17 protein-coding genes and 1 pseudogene are annotated in these 19,907 nt (G+C 55.8%); all 18 read right to left on the bottom strand.

The window, feature by feature from the left end; all coding sequences use genetic code 11:
- Positions 1-57: 57 nt before the first annotated feature.
- Complete coding sequence (locus B2U07_RS14045) at positions 58-1,203, bottom strand: transposase (RefSeq protein ID WP_296277641.1); 1,146 nt, start codon at positions 1,201-1,203, stop codon at positions 58-60.
- A 75-nt stretch (positions 1,204-1,278) separates the two neighbouring features.
- Positions 1,279-1,722, bottom strand: a pseudogene (locus tag B2U07_RS14050) (TniQ family protein); the annotation flags it as partial.
- 221 nt (positions 1,723-1,943) lie between these two features.
- Positions 1,944-3,632 carry a TnsD family Tn7-like transposition protein gene (locus B2U07_RS23125; protein WP_419096348.1) on the bottom strand — a complete coding sequence of 563 codons (1,689 nt, stop codon included), beginning with the start codon at positions 3,630-3,632 and terminating at the stop codon, positions 1,944-1,946.
- A gap of 14 nt (positions 3,633-3,646) precedes the next feature.
- A complete protein-coding gene (locus B2U07_RS14055; protein WP_296277153.1) occupies positions 3,647-5,101 on the bottom strand; it encodes an ATP-binding protein in 1,455 nt (484 codons plus the stop codon).
- Entirely contained in the window at positions 5,098-7,266 is a 2,169-nt protein-coding gene (locus tag B2U07_RS14060) for a Mu transposase C-terminal domain-containing protein (protein WP_296277154.1), read from the bottom strand. The genes B2U07_RS14055 and B2U07_RS14060 overlap by 4 nt, the downstream gene beginning before the upstream one ends.
- On the bottom strand, positions 7,263-8,120 hold the full coding sequence (locus B2U07_RS14065) for a TnsA endonuclease N-terminal domain-containing protein (RefSeq protein ID WP_296277155.1): 858 nt from the start codon (positions 8,118-8,120) through the stop codon (positions 7,263-7,265). Before B2U07_RS14065 ends, B2U07_RS14060 begins: the two co-directional genes overlap by 4 nt.
- A gap of 279 nt (positions 8,121-8,399) precedes the next feature.
- Positions 8,400-10,250: a glutamine--fructose-6-phosphate transaminase (isomerizing) gene (glmS, locus tag B2U07_RS14070; RefSeq protein ID WP_275546294.1), complete on the bottom strand. Its 1,851-nt coding sequence runs from the start codon at positions 10,248-10,250 to the stop codon at positions 8,400-8,402.
- A gap of 10 nt (positions 10,251-10,260) precedes the next feature.
- Positions 10,261-11,031 (bottom strand): DeoR/GlpR family DNA-binding transcription regulator, encoded by a 771-nt coding sequence (locus B2U07_RS14075; RefSeq protein ID WP_275546293.1) that lies wholly within the window; start codon positions 11,029-11,031, stop codon positions 10,261-10,263.
- Between the two features lie 73 nt (positions 11,032-11,104).
- Positions 11,105-11,716, bottom strand: a complete 612-nt coding sequence (locus B2U07_RS14080; RefSeq protein WP_275546292.1) for a LysE family transporter — start codon at positions 11,714-11,716, stop codon at positions 11,105-11,107.
- Positions 11,717-11,792: 76 nt separating this feature from the next.
- Positions 11,793-13,151 (bottom strand): bifunctional UDP-N-acetylglucosamine diphosphorylase/glucosamine-1-phosphate N-acetyltransferase GlmU, encoded by a 1,359-nt coding sequence (glmU, locus tag B2U07_RS14085; protein WP_275546291.1) that lies wholly within the window; start codon positions 13,149-13,151, stop codon positions 11,793-11,795.
- Positions 13,152-13,277: 126 nt separating this feature from the next.
- Entirely contained in the window at positions 13,278-13,712 is a 435-nt protein-coding gene (locus tag B2U07_RS14090) for a F0F1 ATP synthase subunit epsilon (protein ID WP_099525064.1), read from the bottom strand.
- A gap of 79 nt (positions 13,713-13,791) precedes the next feature.
- Positions 13,792-15,168 carry a F0F1 ATP synthase subunit beta gene (gene atpD / locus B2U07_RS14095; RefSeq protein ID WP_012020331.1) on the bottom strand — a complete coding sequence of 459 codons (1,377 nt, stop codon included), beginning with the start codon at positions 15,166-15,168 and terminating at the stop codon, positions 13,792-13,794.
- Between the two features lie 30 nt (positions 15,169-15,198).
- A complete protein-coding gene (gene atpG / locus B2U07_RS14100) occupies positions 15,199-16,062 on the bottom strand; it encodes a F0F1 ATP synthase subunit gamma (RefSeq protein ID WP_197858690.1) in 864 nt (287 codons plus the stop codon).
- A gap of 48 nt (positions 16,063-16,110) precedes the next feature.
- Positions 16,111-17,655: a F0F1 ATP synthase subunit alpha gene (gene atpA, locus B2U07_RS14105; RefSeq protein WP_197858691.1), complete on the bottom strand. Its 1,545-nt coding sequence runs from the start codon at positions 17,653-17,655 to the stop codon at positions 16,111-16,113.
- 15 nt (positions 17,656-17,670) lie between these two features.
- Positions 17,671-18,207 (bottom strand): F0F1 ATP synthase subunit delta, encoded by a 537-nt coding sequence (locus tag B2U07_RS14110; RefSeq protein ID WP_197858692.1) that lies wholly within the window; start codon positions 18,205-18,207, stop codon positions 17,671-17,673.
- 12 nt (positions 18,208-18,219) lie between these two features.
- Positions 18,220-18,690 (bottom strand): F0F1 ATP synthase subunit B, encoded by a 471-nt coding sequence (locus B2U07_RS14115; protein ID WP_197858693.1) that lies wholly within the window; start codon positions 18,688-18,690, stop codon positions 18,220-18,222.
- Between the two features lie 87 nt (positions 18,691-18,777).
- A complete protein-coding gene (gene atpE, locus B2U07_RS14120) occupies positions 18,778-19,005 on the bottom strand; it encodes a F0F1 ATP synthase subunit C (protein ID WP_003241387.1) in 228 nt (75 codons plus the stop codon).
- 66 nt (positions 19,006-19,071) lie between these two features.
- Positions 19,072-19,890, bottom strand: a complete 819-nt coding sequence (gene atpB, locus B2U07_RS14125; protein ID WP_275546290.1) for a F0F1 ATP synthase subunit A — start codon at positions 19,888-19,890, stop codon at positions 19,072-19,074.
- Positions 19,891-19,907 lie beyond the last annotated feature (17 nt).

Raw genomic sequence — 19,907 nt, forward strand, 5'->3', positions numbered from 1 at the left:
TGCTGTTTTGGAAGACAGGATAGGCAGAGGGCAGCGGTCATTTGACCTCAGCCTGCTCTAAGTAGAATTCCTGCGAGCTCGCTCCATGTAGGCGTTCCCCCCTAAAGGCTCATCACAGCCTGGCGGGCCCTCCCACTGATGAGACACACCTGTTGAATTAAGAAGCTCTTCGGGACTTAGGCGGGTACGAATCAGTGCGTCAACATCCCAGTCGAAGTGATGCTGTATGGCAATCCAAGCCTTATCAGGAACTGACGCAAACAGCCTTTTATTTGAAGTATTCATTGGCAGATTCAGTCTCGATATTTCCGACATAGCCCAGACAATTCTCCTCAGCCGAAAATGCCAAACCGACTCTGCATGGAGCTCTATCTGTTGCGAAAGAGCAGGATAAAACTCTTTACGCATCAAAGGGCAGGTCTGAATTCTTCTAGGCAGTAACGCCAGCATATTACTAATATTTACTCTCTTCTGGCCCTGAGCAATACGGTATAAATCACGCACTCCATCGCGAACCAGCCCGGCGTACATTTGATCATTAACACAATCTTTAGGGCTGAATTTTTCCTGAACAATTACCTTCCTACCGAGTGTAGCTAATAGCCATTCTTTATCATTTTCGTTCAACCAGCGAGTAACTTGATAGGCATTAGCCCAGAGGTAATCCATATCCATATCCGGCCTTGCTGCAGCCAGCACTCTAACTTTACTACGGCACTCAGCCCTTTTGCTCTTTGGAGCTTCTTCTCGTGAAGCGCTACGCGACTTTTTCCTTTCACTAGCTATTATGGATTCTTCTAGCAAACGCTTTTCAAAATTATCAACGTCACCAAATAATTGCTGACAGACTATAAGATGCCTCACCAGCGGCATATCAATTTGCCCCCTTGATGAAGAGATCCTAATCCATTGACTCCGAAGTCCCTTACCATATGCCTTATCCATTCGGGAAAGCAGTTCATCTCCATACGCAGTCTTTATGCTGCCCACTAACTTTGCCGAACCTAGCAAACCTCCATTATTGAATCCCTTCTTTATAGCTTGCCGACGGTAGCAGTCTGATAAAATTTTAAAATCAGTGTATGGTAGATCTCGTTGCAAAATATCTTTCGCAAAGATCGCATACTCACGCTCAATATCCGAAGCAGCTGAATATGATGTTGGCGCTAAGGAACTCCACCCACAGGGACAACCTTCCCTCATATCAGGAAGTAACTTGAGCTTTCGAAAGAACGGATGTGAGCAGGCCGGGCATGACTGTAAGAGCACCTCCCCATGGCGCCAACACGCAGTTACCCCTGGCATCTGATGGGCCCGGTGCCAGTAGGAGTATCCAGACTCGACAAGATCTGCTCGTACACAAGACGGACATATTTTCGCTCGATTATGCGTCGAGCTTTCCCTTCGTGGCATCCGAGCAACAGATGCTATTGCCTCATCGCCCTGCTGATATTTCGACAACCCGATGAAAGGCTTGTATGACGGAAAATTAGTATTCTCCATCAGCAACTGAACTAGGTTAGCGTCCTTATCTCCAGGTAACCTAGACGCAAGCGTGTCTAGTTGCTTGGGTATTATCGATAGGGAAAATGGTATCGAGCCAAACAATTCTTGAAAGGTTTCGGATTCCTTCTTATTCCCCGAGAGCACGTGATATCGCGTGATTCGAGACAATAGCATTTCATCCGACATCGATTCGGGGAAAAATAGTATATTCGACATTACAGGGCAGAGCGGCTCAAAACAGGACGGATCTTTATTCGGGTTAACGCATCGTTTTATATTCTACACACTACCTTGTTGAAAGTGTACAACACAGAAAACCAGTAGCGCATATTGACGTTACCAAATAGATACATTTTCATCCAAACATGCATAGCTCGGCATCTGAGAAACTGTAAGTTTCCTAACTCTATCCGCCTACAGTGCGTCCCAGACTCGAGCTATTCACTGTCATACAAGGTATGCGGACGAATAGATGCCGTTTTATATAGCAACGATGGCGTTACCAGCCGGCCATCGACCTCCAGCTGCTGCATAGCCCAAAGCAAGCGCCGCCTGCGAAATTCGCCAGTACTTTCACACGCTGCAACTAGCGCGGCAGAACACAACGGAAGCCTACCAAGCTGCTTTTCAAATCGAGAGACGACATCTAGCTCTCGGGCAATCCTGGATTTGGTTATGTGGATAGGCTTACCAGGGACCACCCGAAGCGCACGAGCACAAACGACAACTTGGCCGGCCAGGGACGCATCCAACTCAGACAGCGGGCGGTCATCTTTCTGATCACACCGGTGATGACCTACTAGCTGAAGATGGGCAGAGAGCCATGCACGGTCATGTCGGTGAAGCCACACGTAATCAGAACACTCATGGGATAGGTGGCTCGTGTACTGGCTTACAAACCGCTCACGGCGCTGCGCCAAATCCCTAGCGTACCTTGCTCGCTGCCATATAGCAGAACCGTCAGAGTGAGCTCTGATAGCTCTATAGACGCTTGCGAGGGAGACGCCGAGTGATGCCGACATTTCATCCGCACTAAATCCCTGCATCACCATGGCCCAAAGATCTTGCGGCTGTGCTGCCACATTGAGGACCAACTTCTCGATCGGAAACACACGCGAGATAACCTGAGCCACACCTGCACGCTCATGCTCCCCACTTCCCCTCAAGGCCTCCTCTCTTTTTTGGATGAAGCTCGGAAGATCAACCTTCATAGCGCTTGCCATCACAAGGAGCTTGAGTGGGTGGCGGGTACGCCTGGGCTTTCTCAACGTCTTGGTGACCCACTGTTCCGGAATCCCCACGGCCCTGGCCTGCAGGATAGAAAACTCACCAAAATTAGGTAACCGCTGAAAGAACGACTCCATATGTGCAGCCAGAGCCCCAAGATGAAGCCGCCCACTAGTGGACGCCAATCCAAGCGCTTTTGCTCCATCTAACAGGGCTGAACGGACTTGCCAGGCGGGGCATGGAGGATTGTTTGCCTGGAGCACCTCCCAAGACATCTGGGAGATTTCAAGCAATGTCGTGTAGTGCTCATCTCTTATGTCGAGATCTAACGTGGTCGACTGAACCTCATCGTCCTCGGGCAACTGAATTCGCTTCCTACAGCGGCTAAACCTCCGATGATCCAGCGCCTTCAATAGGGTCGTGTGGTGTGGGCAGATCCATACGCCCGGCAATTGATGAACTCTGTGCCAATACGCAACGCCCAGGTTCTCTCTGTCTTGATCGACACATGTTGGGCAAAAACGAATACGGGAGGTGCTCTCAAGTCGGCTGGCAATCACGCCTAAACGAAGCTCTAATGCGTGCCCATTTCCACCTGACATTTGAGCAAACGCCGTACGTAGCTGATGCTCTGTCAGGAACGGTTGATAGTATGGCAAAAGGGTATGACGACCTATCAGCACAGGTACCGACAGCTCCGTGCCAACAGGAAGCATGTCGACTAGGTCGGAGAGGTGGCATGGGAACGGAACATTGCCCGAGAACCCCATCCTCCTTAGATCTACAGGAAAACCTCCTCGAGTAGTACCTAAACCATCGAGCCGTGCATACCTGGAAAAGATGCTATGAAGGGTTTCATCATGAAATGGTGTTGGGAAAAAATGGAGCCGCCGCATCATTCTCTCCCAGCCACTCAGCTCTTCCGATAGGCGGGGGAAAACTCAAAGATGTCCTGGTTAATCCACCCTGCCTCACGAAGTGACTGCAATGGGTCATCGCTCTGGCTGATGCCCAACAGCTCGTGCTCCTCAGTAACGGCTACCGCCGCATGTACGACAGGCTTCGTTTCTGGGTTAGCTGCCGATGCCAACGCGCCGCTTGAATATGTACGCAGCATCTTCAATCGAGCACCGCTTGATCCCGGATCAGGCGTCATCATCTCGGCCAGTTGAGCATCCACAGGCAGCAGATCCTCAAATCGGCTCATGGCTTTCGGGTCCCGGCTGCGCAACGCGGAGAGAGCAGGTGCCAGGATTTTCATCTTAGAGTCACTGACCATTCGTATTGACGCTGCTGTGATGCGTTCTTCCCCGCTCTGAATGGCATAGCGCTGAGTCAGAACCAGAAGCTTCACAAGGAAGTCGGTCACCCCCTGGGTACGATCGTATAGAGCATCATAAATTTCATCAGTCAGCCCGGCACGCTGCCTACACCACTGATAACTCCAAAGAGTTTCAACTAGGTTTCGCCACTCTTCGTCATCTCGCTGAAAGTGTTTGAACTCAACCACTCCCAAGCCGCATGTCCGCCGCGCATTTCTCATTACGTCGGAGAAAAGGCTAACCATTGAGTTGGTCCCAATAAATACCACTGGGATCCCAAGGTTGTTAACAAGATGGAGAAAAAAATTCAGCATGCTGTCCTTACCACCAGTTTTAGCAAGGTGGAGGTTCTGAATTTCATCAATGAGCAGCGCGCCTATGTAAAAATTGCTCGCGACCTGCTCCATCTGCTGAAGAGCGTCGTTTATATTTCTGGCACGGTAACGCTTAGGGTAATCCTTATCACCAATTGCCTCACCGATAGAAATGAAAAATTGCTGACAGAAACCAGACAATGAACCATCTCTTGGGCAGTCTAGTTTCAACCAAGAAATTTGCGTATGTACAAATTGCTTACCCTCGTATTGGGTATGCTTAATTGTCTGTGGATACAAACTTAGGATAGATTCGAGCGCCGTAGATTTCCCAATGCCGCTTAGACCGACCAAGCTAAAAGTCTCAGCAGTCGACTTAAATCCGCTATGGTATCCCTTAGACTTAGATAAAGAATGTAGATGCCTGACAGTATCAGGTGATCTTGGGTTACGACCTACATATCCCCATCGAATCAGCGAAGAAAATATTGACTGCAGCTCTAGGTGAATCAGCAATGGTTGAATCACTGAGCGCAAACGATCCACACAGTGGATGCGTAATGAGCAGTCAAGATCAAGCTCATCTTGGGAAGGAATAGGTGGGAAACAGCCAAGTGAAACCATCGCTGCCTCCTCAGTGAGAATCGGAGGTAGTGCTTCAATAAGTGGATTTCCAGCATAATCTTGAATAGGTTGCTTTGTATAACTAGCAAAAACTTGAGACATGCTCATTTATCTGCACCTGGTCTCAAACGTTTAAGCATATCGATAACCTGAGAGCTACGTCCCCCTGCGTAGGAGTCCTTATTTTTTTTCAATATCTGCGCCGGCTGAGCAGATTCATCAACTCTAACGCCATCTGGAACTGTTGCTTTTTCTCTAAGTAGCTCACGCTCATCAGCGCGATTTTTTCGAATATTCTTAATTTTTTCAGACTTGGTAGTCGGTGCTAACTCTTCCTTTTTCTCAGCCATAGCAGTACTTATCGTATTTTCAGTGGTTTGCTGGAGCGAAATAAGGCTTTCGAGTTCAGCACGCTTATGGCTTGGACTAACTTGTCGCGTCGCTTCAAGGACATCAAAAATCTCATCAGAACGATACTCTGCATACTTAACATCAGCCAAGCGCAGCGTGCACCTCTCGAACTTCTTATTATCTCCCTGAATCCAAATATGAGCTGATGAGTTAGGGTCATACCAGCAATCCACAGCCCAGACGCCGCTGCTACGGGATTTAGCAAACCAATTATTAGCAGTCGCTATATCGCAGGTGTAGTACATTCCACGAAAGACGATACCGTTTTTTCTAACAGTAGCCTTATCACGCGGAAGCAAATTGAGGTATATCAAGTCATCAGGTTTATTATTCGAATCGATAACGCCTTTCTCAAGTGCCCATTTCCAGATACTTGCCGGAGTTGGATCAATATTATCGTCAACCATTTCCTTGGTCAGCCTGTCCGGCTGCCAATTAAATTTATTATAATGAAGAACCGCCTTGATAATTATCTTTGTAAATTCTCTTAGATTAAGCGTAGCGTCAAGCCGATAATCACGCTCACCTCGCTCCTTATCTCTCGCCGCTACCCCTCCTGGAAGCCACCTGATTTCAGTAATATTGTTAAGTACCCTAAAGCTACTTTCTACTACTGATTTCCAATCAGGCCTATAAGGAGGTGCATTGCCTATTTCGATTTTCAGACCTTTAGCCAAACCGTCAGAAGCCGCGGCAATCATCTCGCCCCTGTCTGCATAGATTTGGTGGGGAAGGTGGTTACAGTCCCATTCTTCAGCAGCCAGCGTTACACCATGTAAGGCACAATATTCCGCCTTTGAAGAAAAAGCATTGAAGAGTGCTTGTCTAGCACCATTCCAGCTAGGTCCTTCTAACCCCACATACAACCCAACAATCATCCCAGAAAAGCTATCAATAACCACATAAACAACCGGGCGCCCTATAAGCATGTGCCTTGAGTAGCTATTTGTTAGATAGATATCGGCGATAGTTGCATCAATTTCAAATTGATGTCCGGGACCTCTTAGCCCATCACGAACGGTCCCTGAGAGAGGGCGGCGGTCTTTTATCCATTTGCGTTCCCCCATCCGGCCACGCTCTCGCTGAATGGCATCAAAAGCCTTTTCCCCCCAATAAATAAACTGCCGCGCTGAGGGCATCTGAGATGTTGGAAGTAGCTTTATTTCGGCTTCTGGGTTTTTCGAAGTACTCTTAACACTATAAAACTTCGACAGCATTTTATTATAGGCAGACGTTTTTTTAGATACATCCCCATCCGCATACAACGCATACCCAATCTGGATACACTTTATGTCAGCAGCATCTAGAAACTTACACCGATCGACATCAACGCCTTGGTATTTTGGCTTTCTACCTGGAGGCTTTGAGGAGTCGTAGTTCCTAACTGATTTACCAGTATTAGCGTAGTTTTTCAGAAAGGCGTTTTTTATCTGCCCGTTTGCCCAGAAGCGGTAGAGCAATCTGTATATCTGCTTTAGTGTCACCCCTAGCTCAGCGGCACGTTCTGATATCATTCTCCCCATCTGGCCGGGATAAAATATTTGACCAGGGTAATGTGATTCAATTAAAGGAGCTATTACATTCCATTTGTAATCACGATCGGATTTTTGCTTATCAGTCAGGTCCTCTTCAAGAACCAACATATACTCAGGTGTCTGTACAACGACATGCTTCGTATCTCCTTCCGATATAGACTTTGATAGTTCGTCTATCGTTAAATCGAATGGACTCCGCAGCGGATCTTGCAGCCCGATCAAGCTGGCAACATCGTTTTCGATATCAAGAAAAAGAACTCTGACCATACCATGAATCGGTGAGTTCTCCGTCACCGGCTCTAATACATCATTAACTCTGACTTTCAAATCGCAACTCCAGCAGCTGCTTGCACGCCGCAGTCATCGTCATAAATTTCAAAGCTGGGGATTGGTGATTGCATCTGTATTGGCGCTTTAGAAAGGTCAAAAATCAGACGCTTATTCCAAGCAAGATAGAGGAAAATATTCTTTGCGTCCTGATAATTAATATGCATTCTTGATGCTATTTTTCTTAAGCACTCAGCCGCATTCAGAGGATATGGCCGATACTCTACTAGAAACTGAATGAAGTCAGTCTGCAGAGATTGCTCAAGTAAAGCGCGAGGTAGGCTTGAGTAATTGCGAAGTAGCCCGAGGTTCTTAACAAGGTTAGGGGTAAACCTCTCTTCCGTAACTATGTTCCAATCAATACCCTGACTATTCCAGAACAACTTTTCTATTTTTAATTTTTCAAGCGTTCTTAATGGATCTTTACCGGAAAGTTCTTTCGTGTATTTGACGGACCTAGCAACCAGTTTCTCACTACCATCCAATTGCCTGACGGTCAGCAGGAAGTCTGTAGTCATGACCAATGGCACAGATGACCCCGGATACACGGGATGGCGAATGCCGTTTGAAGTGGCAATGGCTTGAGTTTTCTCTCTTGGGAAGAGGGGGTACTGCTCACGGATGTCTATTACGTCTTCTGAGAACTCGCAGGCGAGGTAATAGGCGCGTTCAAGGTCTGAGAATAAGTGGTGGACACGATCAAATTTCAGCCCTGGGATTCTGTGGGAACGACCTTGCGACGGCACATCCTGGACACGCAACCAAGGGACATAGCTAGCCCCGGCACCGTCACCAAACCCCTTCTTCCTGTGCCGTTCTACATCAGCCTCTGTCTTAAATTTACGCCCTCGCAACCCTACCTCCCCTACCGTCTGGCACCGTTAAAGGTCATCCCCGAAAAAAGTATAGGAAATATTCGCTTCCCTGCATGCGCGCAGAGAGGACTTTTCAGGCTACGCCTCTTTTTTCTCGTGGAGCAGAATCCTGACAAACGGGGAGACATAAAACAAAACCCCCTGTAAAAACAGGGGGTTATCAACTTTGTCAGACTATGTTGTCATTTGTCCATCTTTATTGTTTTTTGTCAGACTATGTTGTTCCCAACCAATAGGGGTGTCAGCGAATAAGCTAGCTCATTCCACCGTTACGCTTTTTGCGAGATTGCGTGGCTGGTCGACGTCGGTGCCCTTGAGCACGGCAACGTAGTAGGACAGCAGCTGCAGCGGCACGGTGTAGAGGATCGGCGCGAGCAGGTCGTGGATATGCGGCATGGCCACCACATGGGTGCCCTCGCCGTTGCTCATGCCGGCCTGTTGGTCAGCGAAGACGATCAGCTCACCGCCACGGGCGCGCACTTCCTGCAGATTGGACTTGAGCTTTTCCAGCAGCTCGTTGTTCGGCGCCACGGTGACCACCGGCATGTCGGCGTCGACCAAGGCCAGCGGGCCGTGCTTGAGCTCACCGGCCGGATAGGCCTCGGCGTGGATGTAGGAGATTTCCTTGAGCTTGAGCGCGCCTTCCATGGCCACCGGATACTGCGCGCCACGGCCGAGGAACAGGCTGTGGTGCTTCTCGGCGAACAGCTCGGAAATCTTCTCCACGGTCTTGTCCATGGCCAGCGCTTCGCCCAAGCGGGTCGGCAGGCGACGCAGTTCTTCCACCAGCTCGGCGGCCAGCGCCTTGTTCAGGTTGCCGTGCACCTGGCCCAAGGCCAGGGTCAGCAGCATCAGGCCGACCAATTGGGTAGTGAAGGCCTTGGTAGAGGCCACGCCGATTTCCGGGCCGGCCTGGGTCAGCAGGCACAGGTCCGACTCGCGCACCAGCGAGCTGGTGCCGACGTTGCAGATCACCAGGCTGGCCAGGTAGCCGCCCTGCCCCGGCGCCTTCTCCTTGGCGTTGCGCAGCGCGGCCAGGGTGTCGGCGGTTTCACCAGACTGCGAAACGCTGACGAACAGGGTATCCGGCTGCACCACCACCTTGCGGTAGCGGAATTCGCTGGCCACTTCGACCTGGCAGGGAATGCCGGCCAGCTCTTCCAGCCAGTAACGGGCAACCATGCCGGCGTGGTAGCTGGTGCCGCAGGCGACGATCTGTACGTTCTTGACCTTGGCGAACAGCTCGGCCGCCTGCGGACCGAAGGCCTGCACCAGCACGTGATCGTTACCCAGGCGGCCTTCCAGGGTGCGCTGCACGACCTTGGGCTGCTCGTGGATCTCCTTGAGCATGAAGTGGCGGTACTCGCCCTTGTCCGCCGCTTCGGCGCCTTCGTGGTACTGCACCGCATCGCGCTGCACCGGCTGGCCGGCGGCGTCCCAGATCTGCACGCTGTCGCGGCGAATCTCGGCGATATCGCCTTCCTCCAGGTACATGAAGCGGTCGGTGACCTGGCGCAGGGCCAGTTGGTCGGAGGCGAGGAAGTTCTCGCCCAGACCCAGACCGATTACCAGCGGGCTGCCACTGCGCGCGGCGAGCAGGCGATCCGGCTGCTTGGCGCTGATCACCGCCAGGCCGTAGGCGCCGTGCAGTTCCGGGATGGCGGCCCTGAGCGCGGCCGAGAGGTCGCCGAACTGCTGCAACTTGTGATCGAGCAGGTGGACGATGGTTTCGGTGTCGGTGTCGGAGGTGAAGACGTAGCCGAGGCCCTTGAGGCGCTCGCGTAGCGCTTCGTGGTTCTCGACGATGCCGTTGTGCACCACGGCCAGCTCCTGGCCGGAGAAGTGTGGGTGAGCGTTACGCTCGCTCGGCGCGCCATGAGTGGCCCAACGGGTGTGGGCGATACCCAGGCGCCCGGCCAGCGGCTCGGCCTGCAGGGCAGCCTGTAGTTCGCTGACCTTGCCGACTCGGCGGCGGCGATCCAGCGCACCCAGTTCGGTCAGCAGCGCCACGCCGGCGCTGTCATAGCCGCGATACTCCAGGCGCTTGAGACCTTCGACCAGGACAGGGGTGATATTGCGCTCGGCGATGGCGCCTACGATTCCACACATGGGGCTCTCCTTAGTTTTCCAGCGGCGCGAGGATCAGTTGGATGCCGCGCGCGCGTATCTGTTCGGCCGCCTGGGCATCCAGGCGCTCGTCGGTGATCAGGGTATGGACGCTGCTCCAGGGCAGTTCCAGATTGGGAATGCGCCGGCCGATCTTGTCGCTCTCGACCATGACGATGACCTCGCGGGCCACCTCGGCCATCACCCGCGACAGGCCGAGCAGTTCGTTGAAGGTGGTGGTGCCACGCTCCAGGTCGATGCCATCGGCGCCAATGAACAGCTGGTCGAAGTCGTAGGAGCGCAGCACCTGCTCGGCCACCTGGCCCTGGAAGGACTCCGAATGCGGGTCCCAGGTGCCGCCGGTCATCAACAGCACCGGCTCGTGCTCAATATCGCGCAGGGCGTTGGCCACGTTGAGTGAGTTGGTCATCACCACCAGTCCGGGCTTGTAGCCAAGCTGCGGAATCATCGCCGCGGTGGTGGTGCCGCTGTCGATGATGATCCGCGCATGTTCGCGGATTCGCGCCACACCGGCGCGGGAGATGGCCTGCTTGTAGGGGGAAATAGGCTGCGTCGGTTCGCCGATCAGTTCCTGCGGCACCGGCACGGCACCGCCGTAGCGACGCAACAGCAAGCCGTTCTTTTCCAGGGCAGCGAGATCCTTGCGGATGGTCACTTCGCTGGTGGCGAAGTGCTGAGCCAGGGCGTCCACACTCACTTCGCCCTGCTCGGCGAGCAAGGCGAGGATGGTGTGGCGACGTTGCGGCGTGTTGCGCTTCGACATGCTTAAGTTTCGATTCGAAAGATAGTGGCGCGAATCAAAACATATGATCGAAAGGCCCGCAAGCGTCCGTCGATCAGTTCAGCGTCAGTTTGACCCCGAAACCGACCAGGCACAGCCCTGCCATTTTCTCCAACCCCCTCGCGATACGTGGGTTGGCGCGCATACGCTCGGCGAGAAAGTGTGTCAGCAGCACGATCAGCAGGCCGTAAAGGAAGGTCAGTACCATGATGGTCACGGCCATGAAACCGAAAGTAATCAGCCCCTGATGGCGCAGCGGGTCGATGAACAGCGGGAAGAAGGCCATGTAGAAGATGATGGCCTTGGGGTTGAAGACGGTGATCACCAGGGTTTGCCACAGGTATTGGCGCGGCCTGATCTCCAGCGTCGGGGCAGCACCGGGTTTGGCCAGGGTCATGCGCAGCCCCAGATAGACCAGATAGGCTGCACCGAGCCATTGCACGACATCGAAGGCTGTCGGATAGGTTTTGAGCAGCGCGGCAACCCCGGCTACCGCCAGCCACAGCAGCACCTGGTCACCGAAGATGATGCCGAAGGTCGAGGCCAGTCCACCGCGAATGCCGCCCTTGCCGGTGGACAGGATCAGCGCCAGGTTACCCGGCCCGGGAATGGCCAGCAGGATGATGAAAGCCACCACGAAGGCCGCATAATCCGTCACACCGAACATTCCAGACATCCTCCTGCACGGTTATCCACACCCTGACGCCCAAGGTTCTGTTCAAAACCTCAGGCGAGCCAGGCGTTCACTTCTTGGTCGGACGCTTCCAGCCTTCGATATTGCGCTGCTTTGCCCGGCCGACTGCCAGCGTGTCCGCCGGCACGTCGCTGGTCACCACCGAACCGGCGCCCGTGGTGGCGCGATCGCCCAGCGTTACCGGTGCCACCAGCGCGCTATTGGAGCCGATGAACACGTCCTCGCCCATGACGGTGCGGAACTTGTTGGCGCCGTCATAGTTGCAGGTGATGGTGCCGGCACCGATGTTGGTGCGGGCGCCGATCTCGGCATCGCCCAGGTAACTCAGGTGTCCGGCCTTGGCGCCTTCGCCCATCACCGCGTTCTTCAGCTCCACGAAGTTGCCCACATGGGCCTTGGCGCCCAGTTTGGTGCCCGGGCGCAGACGCGCGAACGGGCCACAGTCGGCGCCCTCGCCCATCTCGGCGCCGTCCAGGTGGCTGTTGGCCTTGACGATGGCGCCCTTGCGCAGCACCGAGTCCTTGATCACGCAGTTGGGGCCGATCTGCACATCGTCTTCGATCACCACCTTGCCTTCGAGGATCACGTTGATGTCGATGGTCACGTCGCGGCCGACGCTCACCTGACCGCGCACGTCGAAGCGATGCGGGTCGCGCAGGGTGACGCCCTGGGCCATCAGACGGCGAGCCATGCGCTGCTGGTAATGACATTCGAGCTGCGCGAGCTGGATGCGGTCGTTGGCGCCGAGCACTTCCATTTCGTCGCTGGCACGTTCGGTGGCCACGGTCAGGCCGTCGGCAACGGCCATGGCGATCACGTCGGTCAGGTAGTACTCACCCTGGGCGTTGCTGTTGGACAGGCGGCCCAGCCAGTCGGCCAGGCGCTTGCCGGGCACGGCGAGGATGCCGGTATTGCCCTCGCGGATCTGTCGCTGCGCTTCGCTGGCATCCTTGTGCTCGACGATGGCCTGCACCACGCCTTGCTCGTTGCGCACGATACGGCCGTAGCCGGTCGGGTCAGCCAGTTCGACGGTGAGCAGGCCCAGCTGGTTGTCGCTGACCAGGGCCAGCAGACGCTCGAGAGTTGCGGTCTCGATCAGCGGCACATCGCCGTAGAGGATCAGCACGCGCTCGGCACTGAGCTGCGGCAGAGCCTGCGCCACAGCGTGGCCGGTGCCGAGCTGCTCGGCCTGGATGACGAAATTCAGGTCATCGGCGGCCAGGCGCTCGCGCACCTTGTCGGCACCGTGGCCGATCACCACTTGGATGCTGCCGGGCTGCAAGCTGCGTGCGGTGTCGATGACATGCCCCAGCATCGGCTTGTCGGCGACCGGGTGCAGCACCTTGGGCAGCGCTGAACGCATGCGCGTGCCCTGGCCGGCGGCGAGAATGACGATATCCAGACTCATAGAAAGCTCCTTGCTGGGCAGGATGGGTCCGCGGCGAGAAAGAGCCGCGCGAAAAAGAACGCTATTTTGCCAGAAACGCAAAGGGGCGACCTAAGTCGCCCCTTTGCGTGATACCGCGTTACGCGATCAGCGGCTGCGGCCGCCGAACTTCCTGCGCATCTCTTCGATGGTGCGCAGTTGGGCAGCAGCCTCGGCCAGGCGTGCCGAAGCACTGCCGTAGTCGAACTCGGTGCCCTTCTCGCTCAGCGCCTTCTCGGCGGCCTTGCGCGCCTCGATGGCTGCGGCTTCATCCAGGTCGCCGGCACGAACAGCAGTGTCGGCAAGAACCTTCACCATGCTCGGCTGAACTTCCAGGAAGCCACCGGAGATGTAGAACACCTCCTCGGTACCACCCTGCTTGATCACTCGCACCGGACCCGGCTTGAGATCGGTCAGCAGCGGGGTGTGGCCCGGCAGGATACCCAGATCACCGAGGTGACCGTGGGCGATGACCATTTCCACCAGCCCCGAGAACAGCTCTTCTTCCGCACTGACGATATCGCAGTGGACTGACATAGCCATAACAATGCCTCGGTTGAGAGGCCGGATCGGGCAGCAGCCCTATCCGGCCCGGACGCCCCCTTGAGGGCGCACCCGTTACTTACAATTTCTTGGCTTTCTCGATGGCTTCGTCGATGCCGCCTACCATGTAGAACGCTTGTTCCGGCAGGTGGTCGTAGTCGCCTTTGAGAATGCCGCTGAAGCCGGCAATGGTGTCCTTCAGGGACACGTACTTGCCCGGGGCACCGGTGAAGACTTCAGCCACGAAGAACGGCTGGGACAGGAAGCGCTGGATCTTACGAGCGCGCGCTACCAGCAGCTTGTCGTCTTCGGACAGTTCGTCCATACCCAGGATCGCGATGATGTCCTTCAGCTCCTTGTAGCGCTGCAGAACATACTGAACGCCACGAGCGGTCTCGTAGTGCTCCTGGCCGATCACGTTCGGGTCCAGCTGACGGCTGGTGGAGTCCAGCGGGTCAACGGCCGGGTAGATACCCAGGGAAGCGATGTCACGGGACAGTACGACGGTGGCGTCCAAGTGGGCGAAGGTGGTCGCCGGGCTTGGGTCGGTCAGGTCGTCCGCAGGTACGTATACGGCCTGGATCGAAGTAATGGAGCCTTTCTTGGTGGAGGTAATACGCTCCTGCAGAACGCCCATCTCTTCGGCCAGAGTCGGCTGGTAACCTACTGCCGACGGCATACGGCCGAGCAGTGCGGATACTTCGGTACCGGCGAGGGTGTAACGGTAGATGTTGTCGACGAACAGCAGAACGTCACGACCTTCGTCACGGAACTTCTCGGCCATGGTCAGGCCGGTCAGCGCGACGCGCAGACGGTTGCCTGGTGGCTCGTTCATCTGACCGTAGACCAGGGCTACCTTGTCGAGAACGTTGGAGTCCTTCATCTCGTGGTAGAAGTCGTTACCCTCACGAGTACGCTCACCCACACCGGCGAACACGGAATAACCGCTGTGCTCGATGGCGATGTTACGGATCAGCTCCATCATGTTTACGGTCTTGCCCACACCGGCGCCACCGAACAGGCCGACCTTACCGCCCTTGGCGAACGGGCAGACCAGGTCGATTACCTTGATACCGGTTTCCAGCAGGTCGTTGCCGCCGGCTTGCTCGGCGTAGCTCGGCGCAGCGCGGTGGATTTCCCACTGCTCTTCTTCACCGATGGGGCCGGCTTCGTCGATCGGGTTGCCCAGTACGTCCATGATCCGGCCCAGGGTCGCTTTACCGACCGGTACGGAGATGGCCTTACCAGTGCTGTTGACGTCCAGGCCACGCTTGAGGCCTTCGGTCGAACCCATGGCAATGGTACGTACCACGCCGTCGCCCAGCTGCTGCTGGACTTCCAGGGTGGTTTCAGCGCCCTGTACCTTCAGGGCTTCGTATACGTTCGGTACCTGATCGCGCGGGAATTCCACGTCGATAACGGCGCCGATGATTTGAACGATACGTCCGCTACTCATCTTTGGTTCCTCTGAATATTTGAACCGTTCTTAAACCGCGGCAGCGCCGCCGACGATTTCCGAAATTTCCTGGGTGATCGCTGCCTGACGTGCCTTGTTGTAAACCAGCTGCAGGTCCTTGATGAGATCACCGGCGTTGTCGGTTGCGTTCTTCATCGCGATCATCCGCGCAGCCTGTTCGCACGCGCTGTTCTCGACCACGGCCTGATAGACCTGCGATTCAACGTAGCGCACCAGCAGCGAATCCAGCAGTTGCTGGGCGTCCGGCTCGTACACGTAGTCCCACAGACCTTTCTGTACGCCTTGCTCTTCGCTCGCGGCCAGCGGCAGCAACTGCTGCACTTCCGGCTTCTGCACCATGGTGTTCACGAACTTGTTCGAGACCAGGTAGAGACGGTCGATACGGCCTTCGGCGTAGGCATCCAGCACGACCTTGACGCTACCGATCAGGTCGTTGATGGACGGCTCTTCACCCAGCTTGCTAATGGCGGCAACCACGTTGCCCCCGTTGCTGCGGAAGAAGCTCGCGCCCTTGCTGCCCACCACGCAGAAATCGGCGTCGACCTTCTGGTCACGCCAACCCTTCAGGCTTTTCAACAGCGCCTTGAACAGGTTGATGTTCAAACCACCGCACAGGCCACGATCCGAGGTCACCACGATATAACCGACGCGCTGTACTTCACGCTCCACCATGAACGAGTGGCGGTATTCCGGGTTCGCCTTGGCCAGGTGACCGATCACCTGACGAATACGCTCGGCGTAGGGGCGACCGGCAGCCATGCGCTGTTGAGCCTTGCGCATTTTGCTGACCGCCACTTTTTCCATGGCGCTGGTGATCTTTTGCGTGCTTTTGATGCTCGCAATCTTGCTGCGAATCTCTTTTGCGCCTGCCATTTCACACCTTTTGGTTCAAGCAGGCGGGGGCCGAAGCCCCCGCTGCGGTTACCAGGTTTGGGTGGCCTTGAACTTCTCGATACCGGCTTTCAGGCCAGCGTCGATCTCGTCGTTGAAGTCACCCTTCTCGTTGATCTTCGCCATCAGGTCGGCGTGATCACGCTTGAAGAAGGCGATCAGGGCCTGCTCGAAGCTGATGACCTTGGCGACTTCGATGTCCTGCAGGAAGCCACGCTCGGCTGCGTACAGGGACACCGACATTTCGGCAATGGACATCGGCGCATACTGCTTCTGCTTCATCAGCTCGGTTACGCGCTGACCATGCTCGAGCTGCTTGCGGGTGGCTTCGTCCAGGTCAGAAGCGAACTGGGCGAATGCCGCCAGTTCACGGTACTGAGCCAGAGCGGTACGGATACCACCGGAGAGCTTCTTGATGATCTTGGTCTGAGCCGCGCCACCTACGCGGGATACCGAGATACCGGCGTTGACGGCCGGACGGATACCCGAGTTGAACATGGCCGATTCCAGGAAGATCTGACCGTCGGTGATCGAAATCACGTTGGTCGGAACGAACGCGGAAACGTCACCAGCCTGGGTTTCGATGATCGGCAGAGCGGTCAGCGAGCCAGTCTTGCCGGTTACGGCGCCATTGGTGAACTTCTCGACGTACTCTTCGGAAACGCGGGAAGCGCGCTCCAGCAGACGGCTGTGGAGATAGAACACGTCGCCCGGATAGGCTTCACGGCCTGGCGGACGGCGCAGCAGCAGGGAGATCTGACGGTAGGCAACGGCCTGCTTGGACAGGTCGTCGTACACGATCAGGGCGTCTTCACCGCGGTCACGGAAGTATTCACCCATGGTGCAGCCGGCGTACGGAGCCAGGAACTGCAGTGCAGCGGACTCGGAAGCCGAAGCTGCTACCACGATGGTGTTGGCCAGGGCGCCAGCTTCTTCCAGCTTGCGTACCACGTTGGCGATGGTCGATTGCTTCTGACCGATGGCAACGTAGACGCAGCGGATGCCGCTGTCTTTCTGGTTGATGATGGCGTCGACGGCCAGAGCAGTCTTACCGATCTGACGGTCACCGATGATCAGCTCGCGCTGGCCACGGCCGACCGGGATCATGGCATCGACCGACTTGTAACCGGTCTGCACCGGCTGGTCGACCGACTTACGCCAGATCACGCCCGGAGCCACTTTTTCGACAGCGTCGGTAGCGGCGGCGTTGATCGGGCCTTTGCCATCGATCGGGTTACCCAGTGCGTCGACGACGCGACCCAGCAGTTCCGGACCAACCGGGACTTCCAGGATGCGGCCGGTGCACTTGGCGCTCATGCCTTCGGCGAGGGTCAGATAGCTACCCAGTACCACGGCACCCACGGAGTCCTGCTCCAGGTTCAGGGCCATGCCGTACACGCCACCAGGGAATTCGATCATCTCGCCGTACATCACGTCGGCGAGGCCGTAAATGCGCACGATACCGTCGGAAACGCTGACGATGGTGCCTTCATTACGGGCTTGAGCGGATACATCAAGCGACTCAATGCGCTGCTTGATGATTTCGCTAATTTCGGAAGGATTCAATTGCTGCATGCCAGTTCCCTCAAATCAGGATTTCAACGCTTCGGCCAGCTTGTTCAGCTTGCCGCGGACCGAACCGTCGATGACCAGGTCACCTGCACGAATGACAACGCCGCCGATCAGGGCGGGATTGACCACGGGCTTGGGCTGGACGGTACGATCGAGCCGCTTGGAAAGGGCGGCAGCCAGAGTTTGCAATTGCTCGGTATTGAGCTCGAAAGCCGACTCGACCTCGACATCGAGGGCGCGTTCGGCTTCAGCCTTCAGCACGGCGAACTGTTCGCGTACTACCGGCAGCAGCGACAGTCGGTCGTTGCTACCCAGCGAGCGCAGGAAGTTGCTGAACGAAGCGTCGATGTGACCGGCACAGATCTGCGCCAGCACATTGACTTTCTGCTCATCGGTCAACGCCGGGTTGACCAACTGCTGGGCCATGGCCGGCGTTTGCACCGCAGCCGCGGTCAGCGACAGCATGTTCAGCCAGGCATCGGCCTGCTGTGCAGCACTGGCAAACTCAAACGCGGCTTTCGCGTAGGGCCGAGCGAGCGTGTTGGTATTGATCATCGCGAGCCTCGCTTAGAGTTGAGAGGCCAGTTTTGCGACCAGATCGTTGTGCGCAGTGCCGTCCACGGAGGACTGCAGGATCTGCTCGGCGCCGGTGACAGCCAGAGCTGCTACCTGCGAACGCAGTTGATCCTTGGCACGGTTCACTTCCAGATCGATTTCGGCTTTGGCGCCAGCGATCAGCTTTTCACCTTCAGAGCGGGCCTGGGCCTTGGCTTCTTCGACGATTGCGTTGGCGGTCTTGTTCGCCCGATCGAGAATCTCGGCAGCTTGCTCTTTGGTCTCACGAAGCATCTGGGCCGCGCGTTCCTGGGCCAACTGCAGATCGCGCTCGGCGCGCCCGGCAGCATCCAGACCTTCTGCGATTTTCTTCTGGCGTTCCTGCATGGCCTGCGTCAGCGGCGGCCATACGAACTTCATGCAGAACCAGACGAAAATAGCGAAGGCAATCGTTTGACCGAACAGGGTCAGGTTAATGTTCACAGCGATTTACCTCGTGCTATCTCGTGTTCCGGGAAGAAAAGCCTGATAGAGGCAGCACGCGTCATGCTGCCTCGAACTCAGGAACTCTTAACCCGCGACAACGAAGATCAGGTACATCGCGATACCAACGCCGATCATCGGAACGGCGTCGAGCAGACCGGCCATCAGGAAGGTCTTGGTTTGCAGCTGCGGGCCCAGCTCAGGCTGGCGAGCGGTGGATTCCAGCAGCTTGCCGCCCAGCAGGGCGAAGCCGATACCGGTACCCAGGGCACCCAGACCGATCATGATGGCAGCGGCGATGTAGACGAGTTCCATAGTTAGCTCCAGAGTTTTTAGAGGTTAAGGTTACGAGTTAGGGGTTTTCGGGTTTTTCGATGTCGATCAGTGGTGATCTTCGTGCGCAGCACTCAGATAAACCACGGTCAGCACCATGAAAATGAACGCCTGCAGCGGGATGACCAGGATGTGGAAGATAGCCCATGGCACGTTGAGACCCCACTGAACGTAGAAGGGCAGCAGCGCGATAAGGATAAACACCACTTCACCGGCATACATGTTGCCGAACAGACGCAGGGCCAGGCTCAGCGGCTTGGTCAGCAGGCCGATGATTTCCAGGAACAGGTTGAAAGGAATCAGCGCCCAGTGATTGAACGGGGTGAACGACAGTTCCTTGGTAAAGCCACCGATGCCCTTGACCTTGATGCTGTAGAAGATGATCAGCAGGAATACGCCCAGGGAGATACCGAAGGTACCGTTGGGGTCGGCGGTGGGGACGATCTTGAAGTACGGCAGACCCATGGCGTGTGCCAGGCCGGGGATGTAGTCGACCGGGATCCACTTCAGGCTGTTCATCAGGAACACCCAGACGAAGATGGTCAGGGCCAGCGGCGCGACCAACGGGTTCTTGCCGTGGAAGGTGTCCTTGACGATGCCCTGGACGAATTCGATGCACATCTCGGCCATGTTCTGCAGGCCGGTCGGCACACCGGTCACGGCGCGCTTGGCGGCAATGCGGAACAGGGTGATGAAGATCAGACCCATGAACAGGGACCAGCCCAGGGTGTCCACATGGACAGCCCAGAAGCCCATTGCCTTCACCTCTTCCGGGGTCTGGGCAATGATCCAGCCCTTCTCCGGGTGAGAGCCGTAGACCAGGTTCTGCAGGTGATGCTGGATATATTCTGCTGGGGTATCAGCCATAAACGCCTCAAACGGTC

It is taken from the genome of Pseudomonas sp. UBA7530 (genome assembly GCF_002479365.1).
In the GTDB taxonomy this organism is placed as follows: Bacteria; Pseudomonadota; Gammaproteobacteria; order Pseudomonadales; family Pseudomonadaceae; genus Aquipseudomonas.

Excerpts from the sequence above, each read along its gene's own strand:
- B2U07_RS14055 (WP_296277153.1), bottom strand. The coding sequence starts at position 5,101 with ATGAGCATGTCTCAAGTTTTTGCTAGTTATACAAAGCAACCTATTCAA.
- B2U07_RS14075 (WP_275546293.1), bottom strand. The coding sequence starts at position 11,031 with ATGTCGAAGCGCAACACGCCGCAACGTCGCCACACCATCCTCGCCTTG.
- glmU (WP_275546291.1), bottom strand. The coding sequence starts at position 13,151 with ATGAGTCTGGATATCGTCATTCTCGCCGCCGGCCAGGGCACGCGCATG.
- B2U07_RS14110 (WP_197858692.1), bottom strand. The coding sequence starts at position 18,207 with ATGATCAATACCAACACGCTCGCTCGGCCCTACGCGAAAGCCGCGTTT.
- atpB (WP_275546290.1), bottom strand. The coding sequence starts at position 19,890 with ATGGCTGATACCCCAGCAGAATATATCCAGCATCACCTGCAGAACCTG.
- B2U07_RS14080 (WP_275546292.1), bottom strand. The coding sequence starts at position 11,716 with ATGTTCGGTGTGACGGATTATGCGGCCTTCGTGGTGGCTTTCATCATC.
- glmS (WP_275546294.1), bottom strand. The coding sequence starts at position 10,250 with ATGTGTGGAATCGTAGGCGCCATCGCCGAGCGCAATATCACCCCTGTC.
- atpG (WP_197858690.1), bottom strand. The coding sequence starts at position 16,062 with ATGGCAGGCGCAAAAGAGATTCGCAGCAAGATTGCGAGCATCAAAAGC.
- B2U07_RS23125 (WP_419096348.1), bottom strand. The coding sequence starts at position 3,632 with ATGATGCGGCGGCTCCATTTTTTCCCAACACCATTTCATGATGAAACC.
- atpD (WP_012020331.1), bottom strand. The coding sequence starts at position 15,168 with ATGAGTAGCGGACGTATCGTTCAAATCATCGGCGCCGTTATCGACGTG.
- B2U07_RS14045 (WP_296277641.1), bottom strand. The coding sequence starts at position 1,203 with ATGAGGGAAGGTTGTCCCTGTGGGTGGAGTTCCTTAGCGCCAACATCA.
- atpE (WP_003241387.1), bottom strand. The coding sequence starts at position 19,005 with ATGGAACTCGTCTACATCGCCGCTGCCATCATGATCGGTCTGGGTGCC.
- atpA (WP_197858691.1), bottom strand. The coding sequence starts at position 17,655 with ATGCAGCAATTGAATCCTTCCGAAATTAGCGAAATCATCAAGCAGCGC.
- B2U07_RS14090 (WP_099525064.1), bottom strand. The coding sequence starts at position 13,712 with ATGGCTATGTCAGTCCACTGCGATATCGTCAGTGCGGAAGAAGAGCTG.